We start from the raw sequence: 17,465 nt of genomic DNA on the forward strand, positions 1-17,465 counted from the left end.
TCATGTTGTTCATGGTGGTCGAACGATTCCCGGCTGGCAAGGCAGCGGAGGTCTATCGCAATTTCCGGGAGAATGGCCGACAACAACCGGAAGGACTCACCTATGTGAATTCATGGATCTCGGTCTCACTCGATGTCTGCTTTCAGCTGATGGAATGCGAAGACCCGGCGCTCTTGCAGGAGTGGATCGCCAGGTGGGAGGGATACATGCAGTTCGACGTGATTCCGGTGACGAGCTCGAGCGTGACGTTCGCCATCATGGAACGGATCGCAAACGAGCGGTCGGTTGCCGGCTAACGGTTCTCGCTCGACTGCAGGAGCCGCAGCGCAAGCTCATGGAGCTCGTTACGATGCTGCACCTGAGAGCTCCAGCGTTCTGGAATCGCCGCATATCCGTAGCGGGCGCCTGCCAGCGCGCCGGTGACGGCGCCGGTCGTGTCCGTGTCTCCACCCAGGCCGACAGCGGTGACAACGGCTTCTTCGAAGGTGTCGGTTTGCGAAAGCGACCAATAGGCCGCGCCGAGCGTGTCCAGCACGAATCCACCCGACCTCGTCTCGTCGCGGGTTGCCGATTGCGCATGCGCGATGGAGGCGACCACCTCCGGGTCGTCGATGCCGCGCGCCGAAGCGGTGATGGCGGAATCGACGGGCGCCCCATCGAGCAAGTCGGCAATTGCCTGGTCCACGGCCACCGAGGCCCAGGTGCAAAGCGGATTCGCATGCGTGATACGGGAGACATCGATCGAAACGGAGCGCACCCGTGCGGGATTCGCGCGAAAGCGCATGGCGATCGGAGCGCAGCGCATGATGGCGCCGTTGCCGGCCGAATCGCGCGGACCGCGGCTGATGTGCGCTTGCTCGCCAGCCTCGTCCCAGGGAACCCCGCGCGCCATGCGGTCGAGCGCGTCCCTGGTGGTGTTGCCGATGTCCTTCGGCTCCGAGTTCCGCCAGGCGAGGAACCGGGCGGCCATGTCGTCCATGTTCACGTCCGGAAACGCGGCCAGCGAACGGGCGACATCCAGCGCCATCTGCGTATCGTCTGTGATTTCCCCGGGAAGAGTTCGAGCCATCCGCCCCCGATGAATTCACGCAATCCATCGGGAAAGCGTTCGTCCATCTGCGCGCGGGTATCGAACTCGACCGGGCCGCCAAGCGCATCGCCGCAGGCAAGCCCGATGAGACAGCCGAGATAGCGATCCTCGCGCGAGATCACGCGAGCTCCGGGATGAGATCGCCGTGGGCGACGATCAGCTCGTCGACCATGGCGCGAATCTGTTCCGGGTCGAGCTCGGCCGCGGTATGCGGATCGAGCAGTGCGGCCTGATAGACAGACGCGCGCGAGTGACTGAGCGCGGCGTCGACCATCATCCGTTGCGGATTGATGTTGGTCGTCATCAATGATGCAAGTTGCGGGGGAAGCGCGCCGTATGGCTGCGGGTTGAGCCCGCGCTGGTCGACGTTGCAGGCAACCTCCACCACGCAATCGGCAGGCAGGTTGTCGATCAGGCCAGCGTTTGGAACATTGCCCCAGATCGTCGAGGGTTGACCGGTGGTCATGGCGTGGATGATGAGGGTGCCATATTCGCCAGAATGCCCAGTCTGGTGGGCGAGCCGCTCTTCGAGCAGCCGGGCGCGCAGGCGGCGCTCGCTTTCGGGATCGCGCAAGCGCTCGCGCGCCAGTTTGCGCTCCCAATTGCCGCTCAGGGTCTCCCCTTTGGCGGTTTGATAGGCAGCGATCGCGTCTGGACGATCAGAAAGGAGCGCGGCGCGCATGAGCGACCAGTCGGCGATCTGATCGACGCAGCGGGCGGGATATTCGTCCAGCGGGATGTTGTATCGGTCGATCAGGTCGTCGCGCCCGTCCTTGATGAGCCAGGGCACGTATTCGCTGAGGTGCTCGCTCGATTCGGTCACGAAGTAGCCGAAGTCGCGCATGAGTGTGAATCGTGGGGCTTCCCAGGCCGGATACTGCCTGGTCTTTTCCAATGCGCGGAGCGCAGGGTACAGATCCTCGCCCTGCCGTTCGAATCGGGTGTAGAAGGCCATGTGATTGATACCAGCGCAGTCGTAGTCGATCTCCTCGGTGGGGACATCGAGGAACGACGCCAGTTCGGCGGCGGTTCCTTGCACTGAGTGACAAAGCCCGACGGTCTCGATCGAGGTTGCCTTGGTGACCGCCCACACGAGCGGCGCCATCGGGTTGACGTAATTCATCAACAACGCATCCGGGCAGGAGCGCTCCATCTCTTCGGCGATTCCGTTGAGCACCGGGATCGAGCGCAGCGCGCGCATGATGCCGCCGATACCGAGCGTATCGGCAATCGTCTGCCGCAGACCGTACTTCTTGGGAATCTCGAAATCGGTGACAGTGGCCGGTTCATATCCGCCCACCTGGAACATGGTGATGACGAAGTCGGCGTCTGCCAATGCAGGTGGGAGCGTGGTGTGCGTCGTCACCGGTCCCGTGCCGCCGAATTCCTGCTTCACCCGATTGGCAATGGCTTCGGTATCGGCGAGCCGCGCTGGGTCGATGTCCATCAAACGAAGCTCTGCGCCGCGCAGCTCAGGAAACGTGAACGTGTCGCGGATCAACGCGCGGGCAAAGACCGCGCTGCCGGCGCCGACGAGGGCGATGCGAGGGGAACCCATGAGATCAGTCCTTTCGCTGCGCGTCGATGCGCCAGGAAATCGGGTCGAGATCGAGACCGCTCGGCGTTCGCTGCCGCCGATCGGTGAAATTGAGCCAGATCGAACGATTGCCGAGCGACACCCGGCGCAGGCCATCGGGAAGTTGCAACGGTTCGATACCCACGGCGCGTAGCTCGGATACGAGCAGCTCGTCGACGAGTGATCGGCTCCATGCGCCAATGGTGAGGCACGAACCATTGCGCACGACGGCGGTCATGCCCGAAAGCGGGCCGTCGTCGTATGCGATCACAGGCTCACCCGTGATCGTCTGGTACGACTCGGCCCACATCTCTACTCGGTGGCCGCCAGCAGTGACCGAGACCATCGGTGGCATCGCGTCGAAGTTCATCATGCGGCAACCGAGGAGATCGGCCAATGGCCCCGGTTGGCCACCCGGGTGGACGTTCCCGTTCAGGTCGCGGAGCCCGGTGCGGGGTCCGAACACCATCCGTGCGTGCCGGGCTGCGCGCGCAAGGCGGGCCGTTCTGGTCCCATCGATCAGTTGAATCGCAGGAGCAACGATCAAGCGGTAACGCGCGAGATCGGCATCGGGATGCCGGATATCGACATCGATGCCGAGTCCACGCAGCGCCGCGTAGAAGAGCATGAACTGCTTCCAGTAGGTTGCCCCAGCCGTCTGCGGGTGTTCGTCGTAGACCCAGAGCGATTCGTAGTCATGCAACAACGCGACCGTGCGGGGCGCATCCACGAGCTGCTCGCCATTCAGGGCGAAGGTGGCGATCTCTTCCGCGCCACGGTCGAGCGTTTCAGCGTGACGGACCAGCCCGGAGTGGGTGAGCTCTTGCCCATTGGTCGATGCTCGCCAGCGGAAATAGCTGGTGCACGCTCCTCCGTGGGCCCATGTCTGCGCGGTCCAGAGATCGACGGCTCCTGCTGCCGGCAATGGGTTCGAAGGCGCCCAATTGATCTGACCGGCCTGTTGTTCCATCACCCATGGATGGTGCGGCGCCGGTTTCATCCCCCGATAGAGATCATGATTGACGGAAACCAGATCCGGCTCACCGGTGCGTGCCCAGCGTGCCTTTTCCTCGACGGTGAGATCCGAGTACTCGACGCCGCCGGTGGGATAGGAATCCCAGGTGACGAAGTCGAGCGGGGCGGCTGCCGGATAGTGATCGAACTGGTCGCAGAAGCGCATGAAGTTGTGCGTCACCCAGCGATTCGGCGAATGGGCACGAATGATGGTGGCATGCTCGGTCAGGAACTCGGCGATCAGATTGCTGCTGAATCGATAGAAGTCGAGTAGATGGGCCGGGTTCGCGCCGCCGACCGTGAGATTCGGCAGATCGATTTGCTCCCAGGCGGTGTATTGCTGGCTCCAGAAGCGAGCACCCCAGGCGCGGTTCAGCTCCGCGACCGTGCTGTACCGTTCCGAAAGCCACCTGCGGAACCGGGCAAGCGCGGCGGGGCTGTAGCTTCGGCCCGTGTCGTGGTCGCCGAGCTCGTTGTCGATTTGCCAGCCGGCGACGGCCGGGTGGATCCCATACCGCCGGGCAAACTCGCCGCAGATGCGGGCCGCTTCACGCCGGTAGTCGTCGGAAGCCAGGTCGCAATGCCGCCGGGACCCGCCACGCAATCGACGACCTTCCTTGTCGACCGGTTTGATGTCAGGGAATGCGGCTGTCAGCCATGGTGGCGGCGCGGCGGTTGGCGTCGCGATGACGACGCGCAAGCCTTCGGCAGCCAGCGTATCGATTGCCTCATCGAGCCAGTCCCAGGTCAGCGCTCCCGGTTCGGGTTCGATGTCGCTCCAGGTGAAGTCGCCGACCCGCACATAGACGAGACCGAGCGCGCGCATCTGCCGCGCGTCGACGGTCCAGCGGTCCCTCGGCCATTGTTCCGGGTAATAGCAGACGCCCAACCGGTATCCGGCCACAGATTCCAGTTTCGCTCGCGTGCGCGCCACCGTTTACCTCTCCTGATATGCCCGATGGAGGGTAGCAAACCGGGAAAATTTGCGATAGCGGCGTTCCGTTTGGCAGAATCGCCCTGCGCATTTTCAGGCAGCGTCTGATTTGCGTTGCCTTTTTCTGCGAACGACCCACGAGGACACACCACACCATGCAATCTGCGACCGAACGACGGAGCCATGGCCACCGATGGATGAGCGGTTCCGAGGTCCGGCGTGCCTTCATCGAGTTCTTCGAGGAGCGTGGGCACAAGGAAATCGCCAGTTCGTCGCTGGTGCCGCATAACGACCCCACTGTGCTGCTGACCACCGCTGGCATGCAGCAGATGACGCCTTACTTTCTTGGGCTCGAGACGCCGCCCGCGGTGCGCATGGCCTCTGTGCAGAAGTGCTTTCGCACGGTGGATATCGACGAGGTCGGGGACGAGAGCCACTGCACCTTTTTCTTCATGCTCGGCAACTTCTCCGTGGGCGACTATTTCAAGCCCGATTCGCTGCGCTGGTCGTGGGAATTCCTGACCGAGGTGATGGGGTTGCCGGCTGAGCGGCTGTACCCGACCGTGCATCCGGACGACGAGGATGCCTATCGCATATGGAGAGACGAGATCGGCGTTCCGGAAGAGCGCATCGGCAAACTCTCAGACAACTGGTGGGGTCCAGTCGGTCCTACCGGGCCAAACGGGCCCGACTCCGAGATCTATTTCGATCTCGGACCGGAGGCGGGTGAGATCGGCGACGGGCCGGGTGAGAGCAACCGCTTCCTGGAGATCTGGAACAACGTCTTCATGGAGTTCTTCCAGGCGCCCGACGGCAGTCGAACCCCATTGCCGAAGCAGAACGTCGATACCGGCATGGGCCTGGAGCGGTTGACTGCGATGCTGCAAGGTGTCAGCTCGATCTATGACACCGATCTCTATCAGACCATCATTTCCCGTGCTGGCGAGCTGGCGGGCGTGACCTATGGGACCGATCCGGATGCGGATGTGGCGTTGCGCGTCATCGCCGATCACGCGCGTGGCGCAACGTTCCTGATCTCCGATGGCGTCCTGCCAGGGAATGAGGGGCGTTCCTATGTTCTGCGGCGCATTCTCCGTCGCGCGATTCGCTACGGTCGTCGTCTTGGCCTTACGCAGCCGTTCATGGCCGAGATGGCGCGGGTGGTGATCGGGCAGTTCGGCGCCGACTATCCGGCGCTGGTCGAGCGGCAGCGGCAGATCGAGAAGGTGCTGACGCATGAGGAAGAGACCTTCGGGCGAACGCTGAGCACCGGCATCCACCGTTTCCAGGACGAGGTCGCCAAGCTGCGCGCGGTGGCGCCGGCGGGCGAGGAGATCATGCAGCTCACGGTGCCCGGCGCGGTTGCGTTCCGGCTCTACGACACCTATGGCTTCCCGCTCGACCTCACGGTCGATCTTGCGCGCGAACAGGGCATGGCCGTCGATATCGAGGGATTCGATGCCGCCATGGCCGAACAGCGGGTGATCAGCCGCGGGGGCGCGGCCTTCAAAGACAATCAGCGCGAACGCAATGCGCTCTACGTCGAACGCGGCATGCTGTCCACAGACTTTCTCGGCTACGAGGAGACCGAAGCCGACGCCACCATCCTGGCGTTGCTCGATCCGGATGGGTTCATCGAGTCGGCGGAAGCGGGCGATGAGGTGGAGATCATTCTCGATCGCACTCCGTTCTACGGAGAATCTGGCGGCCAGATCGGTGACAAGGGTGAGATTCGCACCGACACTGGCGTGGTCAGCATCGACGATACGTTCAAGCCGACACCCACGCTTTTCGTCCATCGCGGCATCGTGGCGGAAGGATTCATCAAGACCGGAGAACCGGCCCGTGCCGCGATCGATGCCGAACGCCGCCAGGCGATCAAACGCAATCACACTGCCACTCATCTCTTGCACCGCGCGCTGCGCGAGGTGCTCGGTACCGATACCCATCAGGCAGGCTCGCTGGTGGCGCCCGATCGACTGCGTTTCGACTTCACCAGCATCGACGCGATGAGCGCTGAGCAGGTGGCGCGCGTGGGCGAGATCGTCAGCGAGCAGGTGCTAGCCTCGACGCCGGTGAGCACGCAGGTGCTGCCCTATGCGGAGGCCGTCGAAGGCGGCGCGATGGCGCTGTTCGGCGAGAAGTACGGCGACTCCGTGCGCGTGGTCACGATCGGGGACTTCTCGAAGGAACTCTGCGGCGGCACGCATCTGCGCCACACGGGTGAGGTTGGCCCATTCGCGATCGTATCCGAAGGGTCGGTTGCCGCGGGGGTGCGGCGCATCGAGGCCGTTACCGGACAGGCCGCTATCGAACGCGGGATGCGGCAACAAGCAGTTCTCGATTCCCTGGCGCGTGACTTCCGCGCGCCCTGGACCGAACTGCCCGAGCAGGTGGCCGCGCTGCGCGAGAAGCTGCGCGCCACCGAACGCGAGGTCGGCAAGCTGCGTGCGGAGCTGGCCGGTTCATCGGTCGGGGATTTGCTCGATTCCAGGGTGGATGTCGGCGGAATCCCAGTCGTGGCCGGAAAGCTCGCGGTCAACGAGAAGGGTGATCTGCGCACTGCGGGCGACCGCCTGCGCGACAAGCTTGGTTCGGGTGTCGTCGTCCTGGGGGCAGAAATCGATGGAAAGCCCAGTCTGATCGCGTTGGTCACGCAAGACGTCATCGCGCGAGGCATCAAGGCGGGCGATCTCGTTCGCGAACTGGCCAAACACATCGACGGCAAGGGCGGAGGTCGGCCTGATTTGGCTGAAGCGGGCGGCAAGGATGCGAGTGGCCTCGACGCCGCTCTGGCCGGAGTGGCCGAGCTGGTGAAGTCGGCGACGAGCAAGTCTTGACGGGTGCGCGGCATCTCGATCCCCGGGACTGAACCGGCATGACCAGAAGCATCACCGTTGCCCCCGGGCAGTCGATGAGCGACGTGCTCGCGGCGCTCAAGATCGCTGCCGGGGACGATCTCGTCATCGAGATCCCTGCCGACGCGTCCGTCTTGCTGACCGCGAATGAGTTTCGCGCGCTCTCGATCGCCGCAGAGCGCGACGACGTGGAAGTCTCGATCTATACCGAGGACCCTCTACGACGCCAATTGGCGACGCTCTTCGGCGTCCCGCTCGTCAACGAGATTCCTGAGCCTGTTCCCTACCAGGCGCCGGAGCTCGATCCGATCGATGAAACAGAGCCATTTGCGAATGGAGTCGAGGTGGACGACGAGGAGGGCGACGACGTCGCTCCCGTCCCGAAACCGCGCTCCGGGGGTGGCCGACGATCGCTGGGCAAAGTGCTCGGGGTACTGGCCGGAATAGCGGCCATCGCCGCGATTGCCATCGGCGTGTATTGGTTGTTCCTGTCTTCGATGACAGTCGATCTGCATCTGAAACGGCAAAGCGTCGCGTCTACCCTGGCATATCAGGTTACTCAGCCGGGGGCCGATGCAAGCGCAGCGTCGAGTGACGGCATCGTGATTCCCGGTCAGCCGGTCGAGTTCACGTTGAGCCGCTCGGCAACGGTTCCGGCAACCGGGCAAACCATCATTCCGGACGAGGCCGCTAGTGGCGAAGTTGTGTTGCGCAATCCGACTGACGCAATCGTGACGATCGAAAAGGGCACCCAGTTCGCAGGGTTCAGCGGCGTGTCATATTCCTTCTCGGAGACAGTGGAGGTTCCGGCGTCGGCCAATGGCGAGCCGGGAGAGGTCACTGCCCACATCGAAGCGTCTGAAGGTGGCGAGGCGGGCAACGCCGCGACCGGTATGCTCACCGGCCAACTGCCAAATGGCGTCTACTACAGCAACCGTTTGTCCGAGATTGCGGGAGGCACCCAGAAGACCATTACCACCATCTCCCAACAGGACCTCGATCAGCTGAAAGCCGAGATCGACAATGAGCTGCTGGCGTTGGCGACCACGACCGTGCTCGATCAGGGGCTTTTGTTGGTCCCGTCCACGGTGCAACCCATCAGCGACGCCGGCACTGCCACGCCCGATGCTGGCGGTTATGCGTTCAGCGGCCAGGTTGGTGACGAGGCAAGCGACGTCAGCGTCGACGCGACCATTACCTTCTCGGCAACCGCCTACGACCCAACCGCGCTCACCGATCAGGCAATCCCGCTCTTGCAGGCCGAGGTTCCGGCTGGCTCTTCATTCGATCCGAATTCGGTGAAGGTCAATACGCCTGCGGAGACTGGCAACGTGAACGGGGTCATCTCGTTGCTGGCTACGGTCACCGGGGATGCGGTGCCGGTGCTCGACGAGTCCGCCAAGTCGGCACTTGCGAGTCAACTCGCCGGAAACAGCCAGTCGGAGAACGACCAGATTCTCTCTGGACTTGACTACGTCGAGAGCTATACGGTGACGTACGCCCCGACCTGGTTGCCCGAACGTGTGCCTGGATCGTCCACCAACATCTCGATCGAGACGAGCTGATGAACGACTTGCCAACGAGCGGCCGTGTCCTTGGTCTGGATGTGGGCGAAAAGCGCATCGGCGTCGCGGTGAGCGACGATGGACAGATTCTCTCGACCCCGTTTGGCATGGTCGAGCAAGGCAAGCGCTCGATTGCAGAGATCGATCGTATCGTCCGGGAGACCGGAGCAGTCGCCATTGTTGCCGGGCTGCCCACCGGTATGTCCGGCCGGGAGGGCGCGCAGGCTGCCGAAACGCGCCGCTTTGCCGATGCGGTCGCGGACGAGCTCGGATTGCCGCTCGCCTATTGGGACGAACGGCTCACCTCGTCGCAAGCGGAACGCATGTTGATCGAGGCCGGAGTGAGCCGAAAGGACCGGCGTGGACAGATCGACGCGTTGGCCGCCAGCCTGATGCTGCAGACCTTTCTCGACGCGCGAATGCACCGCAAGAATCGGGCCGCAGCGTCACAACAACGTTTCACGCCATGACCTCAGGTATACTCGCCGCCGTTACGCACATGCAGCAGTAGCGGGCTTGCGAACCGGAAAGGATGAACCCGATGAACAAGCTCATCATTACGATCGTACAGAACGACGATGCCGATGCCGTGGTCGACGCGCTGTTGGAGTCCGATTTTCGGGCCACGCGTCTCGCAAGCACCGGCGGATTCCTGCGTCGTGGCAATACCACGTTGATGATCGGCGCGCAGACCGATCAGGTGGACACGGTGCTCGACCTCATTCGCAAGAACGCGCGCACCGGCATTGCCCGCGAGGACGAGGCTCCCGGGCTCACACCGCCCGCCGCTGCGACTGTTTTCGTCCTCGACCTCGAGGAATACGAACGCTACTAGGTTCGAATGCAGTCCTGAATCCTCAGCCCTGAGCATCGCGGCGCGCGCCGCTCGATTTCGTCTCAGGACTACAGGGACAGGACTTGGCACCCGTCGTCGGTGGGCGTCCAAATGGTCGGTCCCCGGATTTCGTATCAATTGGCGGGCATGCGGTTCACCATTGGCGCGATCGACATCGTGCTGGCGGTGCTCATTTTCTTTGGCGTGCTGCGAGAACGGATCGAACCGTCGTCGAACCCGGCGTTGATCGCAGGCGCCGGAGTCGCGTTGGTGGTCCTCGTCTTTGGGGTTAGTGTGCTGAGCGAGCGGTTGCGCTTGCGGCTGTCTCGTGTCGGGCCTCCGGCGCTGCCGATGGTCATCTCCGTTCCCACCGCGTGCGGTCCCACTGTTGTCGAGGCCAAGTCGAGCGTACGCGCGGCCCGCGCCGGGCTCATGGGCATGGGGATCGATCTGGCCATCGGCTTGATCGCGGTGGCTGTCTATCTGTTGGTCGAAGCAAGCGATCGCCGCATCAGCGATCTGGCAGCGGTTGCCGCCATCGCAATTGGGGGGAGCGCGGGTTTGCGCTTCCTGGCGGCGCCGTCGCTCAATGGCGGCCGGGTGATGCGCTGGATGCTGGGGTTCACGCTCGACGATGACGAGGATGCCCTGCGTGGCACGCGCTTCTTTGGCTATGTCGTTGCCGTGATGCTCTTCATCACCGGGATCGTCTTGCTCACTGCGGAGGGCGAGGCCGGGTTCTGGGGAGTGGCGATTGCGGCCATTGGAATCGATCTCGGGGTGCTTTCAGCGCTGGCGACACGGCAGACATTTTGGTTGCAGACCGCCGGAGAACGGTCCGTCGGGCAGTTGCTCGAGGCCCCACACGCGGTTGTCTCCGCATCCAGCCCACTCGACGAGATGGTGGCGGTGCTCGCGGTCGATGGACCGAGCGCTGTCGCTATCGTGCGCGACGGCAACGGTAGCGCGGTGGGCATCATGCAGTTCCAGCAGATGCGCGCAGGCGTTGGGCATCGCAACGAGGGACTCACGATCGGCGATGTCATGATCCCGCTTTCGGCGCTCCCGGAAGTCTCGCGGGACGCATCGCTGCTCGAAGTTACGCGGGTGCTTCTCGAAACGGGCAGTCCGGCAGTTCGATTCGAGAACATCCACGGCCGGACAGCAATTGCCACCGCGCGCGATATTGGTTTGCCGCGATAGAGCAGCGACGGTCGCATGGTTCGTTCAGAGAGCCTGTCGCAGGGCGTGATCGATGGCGGCCGGAATCACGCTTCCAGCCGAGCCTTCCAGCCGCAAGTCGGCCAGATGATCCTGCCGGGTCTCGGTGCGGTTGACGATGACAACCGGAGCGCCGTTACGTTTGGCGATGAGCGGCAGTTTGGCAGCGGGGTTCACCACAAGGGAACTGCCGATGACGAGCAGGAGATCGGCGTCGCGGGTGATCGCGATGCTTCGGTCGAGCGCCTCGCGCGGGAGCGGTTCGCCGAAGAGCACCGTGGCAGTGCGCAGAATGCCACCGCAAACGGGGCAACTCGGATAGAGATTCCCGTCCATGAGCCATTGCTGCACCAATTCCCCGGAAAAGACGGTTCCACAGCTGGTGCAGCGGACCACATGCGCTGAGCCGTGCAACTCGATGACTCGTTCGGGATGCGAACCTGCCCGCTGGTGCAATCCGTCGATGTTCTGCGTCACGATACCGGCCAGCTTGCCGCTGCGCTCCAGATCGACCAGCGCCAAATGGGCGGGATTGGGTTGCGCGGCCAGCAGATTGGGATAGGACTCCAGCCGCCGCTGCCAGTAGGAGCGCCGGGTCGCTTCGTTCTCCATGAAGTCGCCAATAGTCGGCGGCTTTCCGGTCGACCAAACACCGTTTGGGCCGCGATAGTCGGGGATGCCTGATTCGGTGCTGATGCCTGCACCGGTGAGCACCACGACGCGGTTGGCGTTGCGGATCGCTTCCCCGAGCGCGGCGATATCGGAATCAGATGGCTCGGTCTGAGCAATGTCAGCGGCAGGATCGGTCAACGCAATTGCTTCCTTGCGAATGCTTGTGTACGTACACTCAGTTTGCTAGAGTTGTGCCACGACAGTTGTGTGCACGATAGCCCGCTTCACTCCCCGTAGAAACGCGTGCGGCCGAATGTCGATCCCGCGCCAGAACGAACGTGCTCGACCGGATCGCCGACCGTCCCCGGAGTCATGCCATGCTGCTCACCGACTGTGGAATCGATCAATTCTCGCTTTGGCGGCACCGAATCGTTGGCCTCGTTAGCGAACTTGTGCTTGGTCGCCCAGCGATGGCGGAGGAATCGTATCAGGCAGCCTGGGCGCCAGCGGCCATGTTGGCCGGTTTGGAGGAAAGCGACGCCCTCCCGGAACCGAGTCTGGCGCGTTTCCGGTCCCAGCTCTGCTCGAAGCATAGTGGCGATGCCGATCTGGCCGGACATGAGCGACGCGCGCGCGTGCTGGCGCTACGCGGACTTTCGCAGGCGCGGGTTGGAGACTTCGAACGGGCGCAATCGTCGTTTGCGTCCGCCGCGCGGCTCGATCCGGCCCTCGATCTCGCCTTGTTGCCGTCGTTCTGGAATCTTCCCAGGCGCGCGCATGAGGCGGCGGTTGCAGCCCTGAACGACGCGAACCGCGACCGGGACGCCATCGCATTGACCGCCGCCATTCGCACGCACTTCCAGCCACGGGCGCTTCGTGCTATCAATCGCCCAAACGGAACAGCAGGCGATTGACACAGGATCGGAGTGAAATGGCAGCACATGTGCGGTTGGCGTCGGCGCCCATCAATTGGGGCATCGAGTCTCCAGACGGGGAGAGCAACCCCAGCGTCGACGAGCTTCTCCAGAACACGGCCGAGGCGGGATACACCGGTTTCGAGCTCGGTCCGTTGTTCTTTCTCGGAGCCTCGGCAGAAGCGATCAGCCAAAAGCTGAATCAATATGGGCTCGATTCGGTTGCCTATTGGGTGGCGGTGCCCCTGGAGCAGCCGTTCGGGGGAGCAGTCGAGGTTGAGGTCCGTGAAGCGTTGGCAACGCTCAAGGCGATCGATGCCGATGTCCTGATCGTGAGTGATTTCGGCGATGAGCGCCGTCTGGAGATTGTGTCGCGCGTCGAGGAGTTTCCGGACAGCTGGTGGACCGACGACGACTGGGCCGAGGTGCGCCGATCGTTCGAAGCAATCGCAGCGCTCGGCGCGGAATACGGTATCCCGATCGCCATGCATCCGCACGTCGGCGGCCACATCGAAAGCGGCCGGGAGATCGAGAGAGCGCTGGAAGCGATCGACGGCACCCCGGTGACGGTCTGTCTCGATACCGGGCATATTCGCATTGGTGGTATCGATTCCATCCCGTTGCTGCGGCGGCTGGGCGGCCGCGTCACGCACATCCATGCGAAGGATGTCGAGCCGAATCTGCTGGCGCGATTGCAGTCAGGCGAGATCGACTACTTCACCGCGGTCGGTCAGGGACTCTATTGCGACCTGGGTGAGGGGATCGTCGACTGGACCGGATTCGCCGAGGCCATCGATGAGATCGGGTTCGACGGGTGGGTCGTGGCGGAAGAAGACCAGATCCTCGTACCCGGACGGCAAGCGCCATTCGAGTCGAACACAAAGAACCGCGCATTCCTGGCGAACCTGTTGGGCGTCTCCGATTCGTGAACCAATATCCAGAGCGATGCATTAGAGTTGTCAGTCGGTAAACGACTGGAGGCTCGAACCTGGTGTTTTTGGGAAGTCGCGAAGAAATGGGACATGTTGGGTACGTCCCTGCCCGCTGTCCGAAATGCGCGCATCAAGGGCTCTTCAGCGTCTACGAATCGAAACGGAAGCTCACTGTGGTCGCGCTGGTGGCGGTGCCACTGTCGCAGCAGATGGTGGTGGAATGCCCAAAATGCAATGTGCGCATGGGCGTTCCACCAGAGCAGTCCGAGCAGCTCCATGAGCAGATGATTACGCCGGACCGGCTTGCCAGCATGGCAGCCAACGGTGCTGGCGCGCAGCAGCAGCTTGCACAGTCGCAGGTGGCGGCGCCGGTCGGCCGCACGGCGTACCAGGTGCTGCAGGTCGATCCGCTTGCCGAACAAGAGGTCGTGGAGGCCGCCTTCAAGCGGCTTGCGCTCAAGTACCACCCGGATACCTCGAAGGCGCCAGACGCGTCAGAGCGCATGCGCGAAATCATCGAGGCCCACAACGTGCTGACCGATCCCGGCAAACGCGAGCGTTACGACCGAAGCATCGGGATTCGACGGCCCGTCAAGCTTCCCCCGGCAATGCGCGCGAGCGATGTCTAGGAGGGTCCAGCACCCGAGGTAGAGAAACCCGCTCTGGACCCTGGACCCCGGACTCTGGACCCTACCTTCAGATCGTCAGAATGAACCGCGGTACCCCGTGATTCGGGTCCTTTTGCGTATCCAGATTTGGCCCAAGCTCGGAGATCGCACGGGCGACCGACGCGGAGACTTCCGCAAGCGACTGATTGACTGAACGCACCCAATCCGCGCACATGCGGTCCTGTTCGATCTCGAGCTCGAACTCATCGCGGTCGAGCACGGTGGCGGTGCCATCCGGCTCGACCCAGAGATCGAGTTCCAGATCGACATCGCGGTAGTAGTTCTTGCGGAGCTCGGTAAGCGGCAGCGAAAAGTTGACGTAATAGCCTACGGTCCGGTTGTCGCCAGTGCGAAAACGCAGGAGCGAATACCAGCGGTCCGGGAAGAACCACTGATCCGCGCCGGTGCGCTGCAATCGCTCGACGCCGGTTTCCGTGCGCACGTCGACCTCTTTGGGACGGTAGAAGGTGAATTGGTGATGGAGCAACCGGCGCTCGCCGGCCTCACTGGGAACTGAGATCCATCCGCCGTCTATCTCGTATTCCCAGCATGCGCCGCGGAGCTTTTCTTTCCGGTAATAGATCCGTTCTCCCATGGTTTACCCCCCGAGTGGATCGTGTTCCGGTATGCCAGGACGCCTCGGGTATCGGACGAGTGATGGGCCTATCTTATCCAGAATGACCAGCCGCGTCACCCCACAGCAGGAAACGCGCGGCAACAATTCGGCGCTGACGAGCGATCCGCCCAGCATTTCGATCGCTCTGCGCGCGCGTTCCACCTCGTCATTCGACTCTTCGCCTTTGGGCAGAAGCGCTCGTCCGCCGATTCGGAGAAACGGCAGGATCAGCTCGGCCAGCGCCGGCAATTGAGTTACAGCACGGGCGACTCCGATGTCGTATCTCTCGCGGAATGCTGCGTCGTGGGCGAGGAGTTCGGACCGCTCATGGATCGCCGTGACATTGCTCAATCCGAGCTCGGCGATGACGAGCTCGACAAAGCGCACCTTCTTGCCGGTCGCGTCGACCAACGTGAAATCGATGTCGGGACGCACGATAGCCAGGGGAATGCCGGGAATACCCGAGCCTGTGCCAATATCGATCGCGCGTAGCCCTGATGCGGTGGGCAGGAAGGGAGAGAGCCGCAGCGACTCGGCCAGCAAGCGCCCATCGATCGACTCGGCATCCCGCAAGGCAGTGAGATTGAACTTGCGATTCGAGTCGAGAATCAGATCGCGATAGGCTACCAGCAATGCTGCCTGATCAGGCGAGACACTGGGCCAGCACTCTGACATCAGAGCGTCGAGAGGATCTCGGAAGTTGCCGGAACAGGCGGCCGAGCCTTGACGACCTTTCGCACAGCGTCGACGACGCCGGCTGGTGAGAGCCCGGCCAATTCGCGCAGACGCGCCTGCGACGCCTGCTCCCAAACGCGATCCGGCACGCCGAGCACGTTCACCGGAATGTCGATCATCTCGGCAGACAGCAGTTCGAGCACGCCTGCTCCGAACCCGCCAACCACGGTGTTCTCTTCGATGGTCACCACCGCGCGGCAACGTTGCGCCAGCGCAACGATGGCGTCGCGATCGAGTGGTTTGACAAAACGGGCGTTGAAGACCGTGGCCTCGATGCCATCCAGCGCCAGTTGATCCGCCGCCTGACTGGCGACATCGACCATCGAACCGACGGCGAGAACTGCCACATCGTCGCCCTCACGCAGCACCTCGCCTTTGCCGATCGGCAGAACCTCGATCGGCTCGTCAGTCGGGACTCCCAATCCGGCGCCGCGTGGATAGCGCACCGCGCTCGGTCCGTCCTGAATGCTGAGCGCAGTCGCGATCATGTGCCGCAGCTCGTTTTCGTCTTTGGGCGCCATCAGGGTCATGTTCGGCAAGCAGCGGAGATAGCTCAAGTCGTAAACGCCGTGGTGCGTGCGTCCGTCGTCGCCGGCGAATCCAGCCCGATCGATCGCGAAGACCACGGGCAGCTTCTGCAAGCAGACATCGTGGAGCACCTGATCGAATGCGCGTTGCAGGAAGGTGGAGTAGATCGCGCAGACCGGCTTGATCTCCTGGGTGGCCAATCCGGCGGCAAAAGTGACCGCGTGCTGCTCGGCGATGCCAACATCGTAGAACCGCTCGGGATGCGCTTTCTGGAACTTGTCGAGCGACGTGCCGGTGGGCATTGCCGCTGTGATGCCGACGATCTTGTCGTCGGTTCGCGCCAGCTCGATCAGGGTGCTGGCGAAAACTTCCTGGTACTTGGGGGGAACAGGCGGCGAGCCGTTGGCTCGCGGTTTGGCCGGAGCCGAGACCGCGTGGCTGCGCTCGTAGTCCTGGGCCGCCGCTGGAAATCCGCGGCCCTTCTCGGTGACAACATGCAGAAAGACCGGGCCGTCGATCCGTTCGGCCTGACGCAACGCATGCACCAGCTCGCGGATATCGTGCCCGGCCACCGGTCCAAGGTAGGTGAACCCAAGCTCTTCCCACATCATGCGGTGATAGACGAACTCCTTGAAGGAGTCCTTCCAGCGCTTCCCGAGCTCCACCAGGAAATCGCCCTGCGGCAACCGTTCGAGGACGGACTGCACATCGTCGCGGCCGCGGGTGTAGCGTGGATCGGTGCGCACGCGGTCGAGATACTTGCTCATCGCTCCGACGTTCGGAGCGATCGACATCTCGTTGTCATTGAGCACCACGATGAAAGGGATGTCGAGATTGCCGGCGTTGTTCAGGCCCTCGTAGGCCATTCCGCCGGTGAGCGCGCCGTCACCGATGACGGCGACCACGCGGTCGTTGTCATTGGGATCGAGCAGGCGCTTGGCAACAGCCATACCGAGGGCGGCCGAAATGGCCGTGCTTGCGTGCCCGGCGCCGAACGCATCGTGAACGCTTTCGTCACGCGAGAGGAAGCCGGAAAGCCCTCCCTCTTGCCGGATGGTGTGGAAACGGTCCTGACGTCCGGTCAGGAGCTTGTGAGGATAAGCCTGGTGCCCGACGTCCCAAACCAGCAGATCGTCCGGCGAATCGAAGACGTAGTGGAGCGCGATGGTCAGCTCGACCGCGCCCAACCCAGCACCGAGATGGCCACCGGTCTGGGTCACGACATCGATCATCTCCGCCCGAATCTGGTCGGCGATCTGCTCCAATTCCGCAAGGGAGCAGCTCTTGAGATCGGACGGATCCTGAATCGAGTCGAGACTTGCCATCGAATTGCGTACCTTTCGGGGGCAGCGACCCGCGTATGCTGG

At 63.1% G+C, this 17,465-nt stretch carries 17 protein-coding genes; 9 read left to right on the top strand and 8 right to left on the bottom strand.

Features of this window, described 5'->3' with window-relative positions; genetic code table 11:
• The first annotated feature begins 2 nt into the window (after window positions 1-2).
• Window positions 3-296, top strand: coding sequence for a DUF3303 family protein (locus R2855_01630; GenBank protein MEZ4529704.1), 294 nt, complete (start codon window positions 3-5; stop codon window positions 294-296).
• On the opposite strand, the gene R2855_01635 is transcribed toward R2855_01630, so the two are convergent.
• Genes R2855_01635 through R2855_01650 form a run of 4 tightly spaced genes read right to left on the bottom strand, consistent with a single transcriptional unit; the run spans window position 293 to window position 4,614 of the window.
• A complete protein-coding gene (locus R2855_01635; GenBank protein MEZ4529705.1) occupies window positions 293-1,027 on the bottom strand; it encodes an ADP-ribosylglycohydrolase family protein in 735 nt (244 codons plus the stop codon). The two genes, R2855_01630 and R2855_01635, sit on opposite strands and share 4 nt — an antisense overlap.
• On the bottom strand, window positions 982-1,212 hold the full coding sequence (locus tag R2855_01640; protein ID MEZ4529706.1) for an ADP-ribosylglycohydrolase family protein: 231 nt from the start codon (window positions 1,210-1,212) through the stop codon (window positions 982-984). Before R2855_01640 ends, R2855_01635 begins: the two co-directional genes overlap by 46 nt.
• The gene (locus tag R2855_01645) at window positions 1,209-2,648 is read right to left on the bottom strand and encodes an alpha-glucosidase/alpha-galactosidase (protein ID MEZ4529707.1); all 1,440 of its coding nucleotides are present in this window, start codon (window positions 2,646-2,648) and stop codon (window positions 1,209-1,211) included. The genes R2855_01640 and R2855_01645 overlap by 4 nt, the downstream gene beginning before the upstream one ends.
• Before the next feature lie 4 nt (window positions 2,649-2,652).
• Window positions 2,653-4,614 (bottom strand): beta-galactosidase, encoded by a 1,962-nt coding sequence (locus R2855_01650; GenBank protein ID MEZ4529708.1) that lies wholly within the window; start codon window positions 4,612-4,614, stop codon window positions 2,653-2,655.
• 197 nt (window positions 4,615-4,811) lie between these two features.
• On the opposite strand from R2855_01650, the gene alaS reads away from it, so the two are divergent.
• From alaS to R2855_01675, 5 genes are all read left to right on the top strand, one after another.
• A complete protein-coding gene (alaS, locus tag R2855_01655) occupies window positions 4,812-7,454 on the top strand; it encodes an alanine--tRNA ligase (protein MEZ4529709.1) in 2,643 nt (880 codons plus the stop codon).
• Between the two features lie 38 nt (window positions 7,455-7,492).
• Complete coding sequence (locus R2855_01660; protein MEZ4529710.1) at window positions 7,493-9,037, top strand: hypothetical protein; 1,545 nt, start codon at window positions 7,493-7,495, stop codon at window positions 9,035-9,037.
• Window positions 9,037-9,507 (top strand): Holliday junction resolvase RuvX, encoded by a 471-nt coding sequence (ruvX, locus tag R2855_01665; GenBank protein MEZ4529711.1) that lies wholly within the window; start codon window positions 9,037-9,039, stop codon window positions 9,505-9,507. The genes R2855_01660 and ruvX overlap by 1 nt, the downstream gene beginning before the upstream one ends.
• A 71-nt stretch (window positions 9,508-9,578) precedes the next feature.
• Entirely contained in the window at window positions 9,579-9,872 is a 294-nt protein-coding gene (locus R2855_01670; GenBank protein ID MEZ4529712.1) for a cyclic-di-AMP receptor, read from the top strand.
• Between the two features lie 111 nt (window positions 9,873-9,983).
• Window positions 9,984-11,075, top strand: a complete 1,092-nt coding sequence (locus R2855_01675; protein ID MEZ4529713.1) for a hypothetical protein — start codon at window positions 9,984-9,986, stop codon at window positions 11,073-11,075.
• A gap of 24 nt (window positions 11,076-11,099) precedes the next feature.
• Here the strand turns inward: R2855_01675 and R2855_01680 are convergent, their stop codons facing one another.
• Window positions 11,100-11,903, bottom strand: coding sequence for an NAD-dependent deacylase (locus R2855_01680; GenBank protein MEZ4529714.1), 804 nt, complete (start codon window positions 11,901-11,903; stop codon window positions 11,100-11,102).
• A gap of 179 nt (window positions 11,904-12,082) precedes the next feature.
• Here R2855_01680 and R2855_01685 point away from each other — a divergent pair, with 179 nt between their 5' ends.
• The 3 genes from R2855_01685 (at window position 12,083) to R2855_01695 (ending at window position 14,180) form a co-directional block, all read left to right on the top strand.
• Window positions 12,083-12,619, top strand: a complete 537-nt coding sequence (locus R2855_01685) for a hypothetical protein (protein MEZ4529715.1) — start codon at window positions 12,083-12,085, stop codon at window positions 12,617-12,619.
• 17 nt (window positions 12,620-12,636) lie between these two features.
• Window positions 12,637-13,548, top strand: coding sequence for a TIM barrel protein (locus R2855_01690; GenBank protein MEZ4529716.1), 912 nt, complete (start codon window positions 12,637-12,639; stop codon window positions 13,546-13,548).
• A gap of 62 nt (window positions 13,549-13,610) precedes the next feature.
• Complete coding sequence (locus R2855_01695) at window positions 13,611-14,180, top strand: DnaJ domain-containing protein (protein MEZ4529717.1); 570 nt, start codon at window positions 13,611-13,613, stop codon at window positions 14,178-14,180.
• Between the two features lie 67 nt (window positions 14,181-14,247).
• On the opposite strand, the gene R2855_01700 is transcribed toward R2855_01695, so the two are convergent.
• Genes R2855_01700 through dxs form a run of 3 tightly spaced genes read right to left on the bottom strand, consistent with a single transcriptional unit; the run spans window position 14,248 to window position 17,423 of the window.
• The gene (locus R2855_01700; protein ID MEZ4529718.1) at window positions 14,248-14,814 is read right to left on the bottom strand and encodes a DUF402 domain-containing protein; all 567 of its coding nucleotides are present in this window, start codon (window positions 14,812-14,814) and stop codon (window positions 14,248-14,250) included.
• Between the two features lie 3 nt (window positions 14,815-14,817).
• On the bottom strand, window positions 14,818-15,510 hold the full coding sequence (gene rsmG, locus R2855_01705) for a 16S rRNA (guanine(527)-N(7))-methyltransferase RsmG (protein ID MEZ4529719.1): 693 nt from the start codon (window positions 15,508-15,510) through the stop codon (window positions 14,818-14,820).
• Window positions 15,510-17,423, bottom strand: coding sequence for a 1-deoxy-D-xylulose-5-phosphate synthase (dxs, locus tag R2855_01710; protein MEZ4529720.1), 1,914 nt, complete (start codon window positions 17,421-17,423; stop codon window positions 15,510-15,512). The genes rsmG and dxs overlap by 1 nt, the downstream gene beginning before the upstream one ends.
• Window positions 17,424-17,465 lie beyond the last annotated feature (42 nt).

The organism is Thermomicrobiales bacterium (genome assembly GCA_041390825.1).
In the GTDB taxonomy this organism is placed as follows: domain Bacteria; phylum Chloroflexota; class Chloroflexia; order Thermomicrobiales; family UBA6265; genus JAMLHN01.

Excerpts from the sequence above, each read along its gene's own strand:
- R2855_01685 (MEZ4529715.1), top strand. The coding sequence starts at position 12,083 with ATGCTGCTCACCGACTGTGGAATCGATCAATTCTCGCTTTGGCGGCAC.
- dxs (MEZ4529720.1), bottom strand. The coding sequence starts at position 17,423 with ATGGCAAGTCTCGACTCGATTCAGGATCCGTCCGATCTCAAGAGCTGC.
- R2855_01690 (MEZ4529716.1), top strand. The coding sequence starts at position 12,637 with ATGGCAGCACATGTGCGGTTGGCGTCGGCGCCCATCAATTGGGGCATC.
- R2855_01630 (MEZ4529704.1), top strand. The coding sequence starts at position 3 with ATGTTGTTCATGGTGGTCGAACGATTCCCGGCTGGCAAGGCAGCGGAG.
- R2855_01645 (MEZ4529707.1), bottom strand. The coding sequence starts at position 2,648 with ATGGGTTCCCCTCGCATCGCCCTCGTCGGCGCCGGCAGCGCGGTCTTT.
- R2855_01670 (MEZ4529712.1), top strand. The coding sequence starts at position 9,579 with ATGAACAAGCTCATCATTACGATCGTACAGAACGACGATGCCGATGCC.
- alaS (MEZ4529709.1), top strand. The coding sequence starts at position 4,812 with ATGAGCGGTTCCGAGGTCCGGCGTGCCTTCATCGAGTTCTTCGAGGAG.
- R2855_01660 (MEZ4529710.1), top strand. The coding sequence starts at position 7,493 with ATGACCAGAAGCATCACCGTTGCCCCCGGGCAGTCGATGAGCGACGTG.
- ruvX (MEZ4529711.1), top strand. The coding sequence starts at position 9,037 with ATGAACGACTTGCCAACGAGCGGCCGTGTCCTTGGTCTGGATGTGGGC.
- R2855_01675 (MEZ4529713.1), top strand. The coding sequence starts at position 9,984 with ATGGTCGGTCCCCGGATTTCGTATCAATTGGCGGGCATGCGGTTCACC.
- R2855_01635 (MEZ4529705.1), bottom strand. The coding sequence starts at position 1,027 with ATGGCGCTGGATGTCGCCCGTTCGCTGGCCGCGTTTCCGGACGTGAAC.
- rsmG (MEZ4529719.1), bottom strand. The coding sequence starts at position 15,510 with ATGTCAGAGTGCTGGCCCAGTGTCTCGCCTGATCAGGCAGCATTGCTG.
- R2855_01700 (MEZ4529718.1), bottom strand. The coding sequence starts at position 14,814 with ATGGGAGAACGGATCTATTACCGGAAAGAAAAGCTCCGCGGCGCATGC.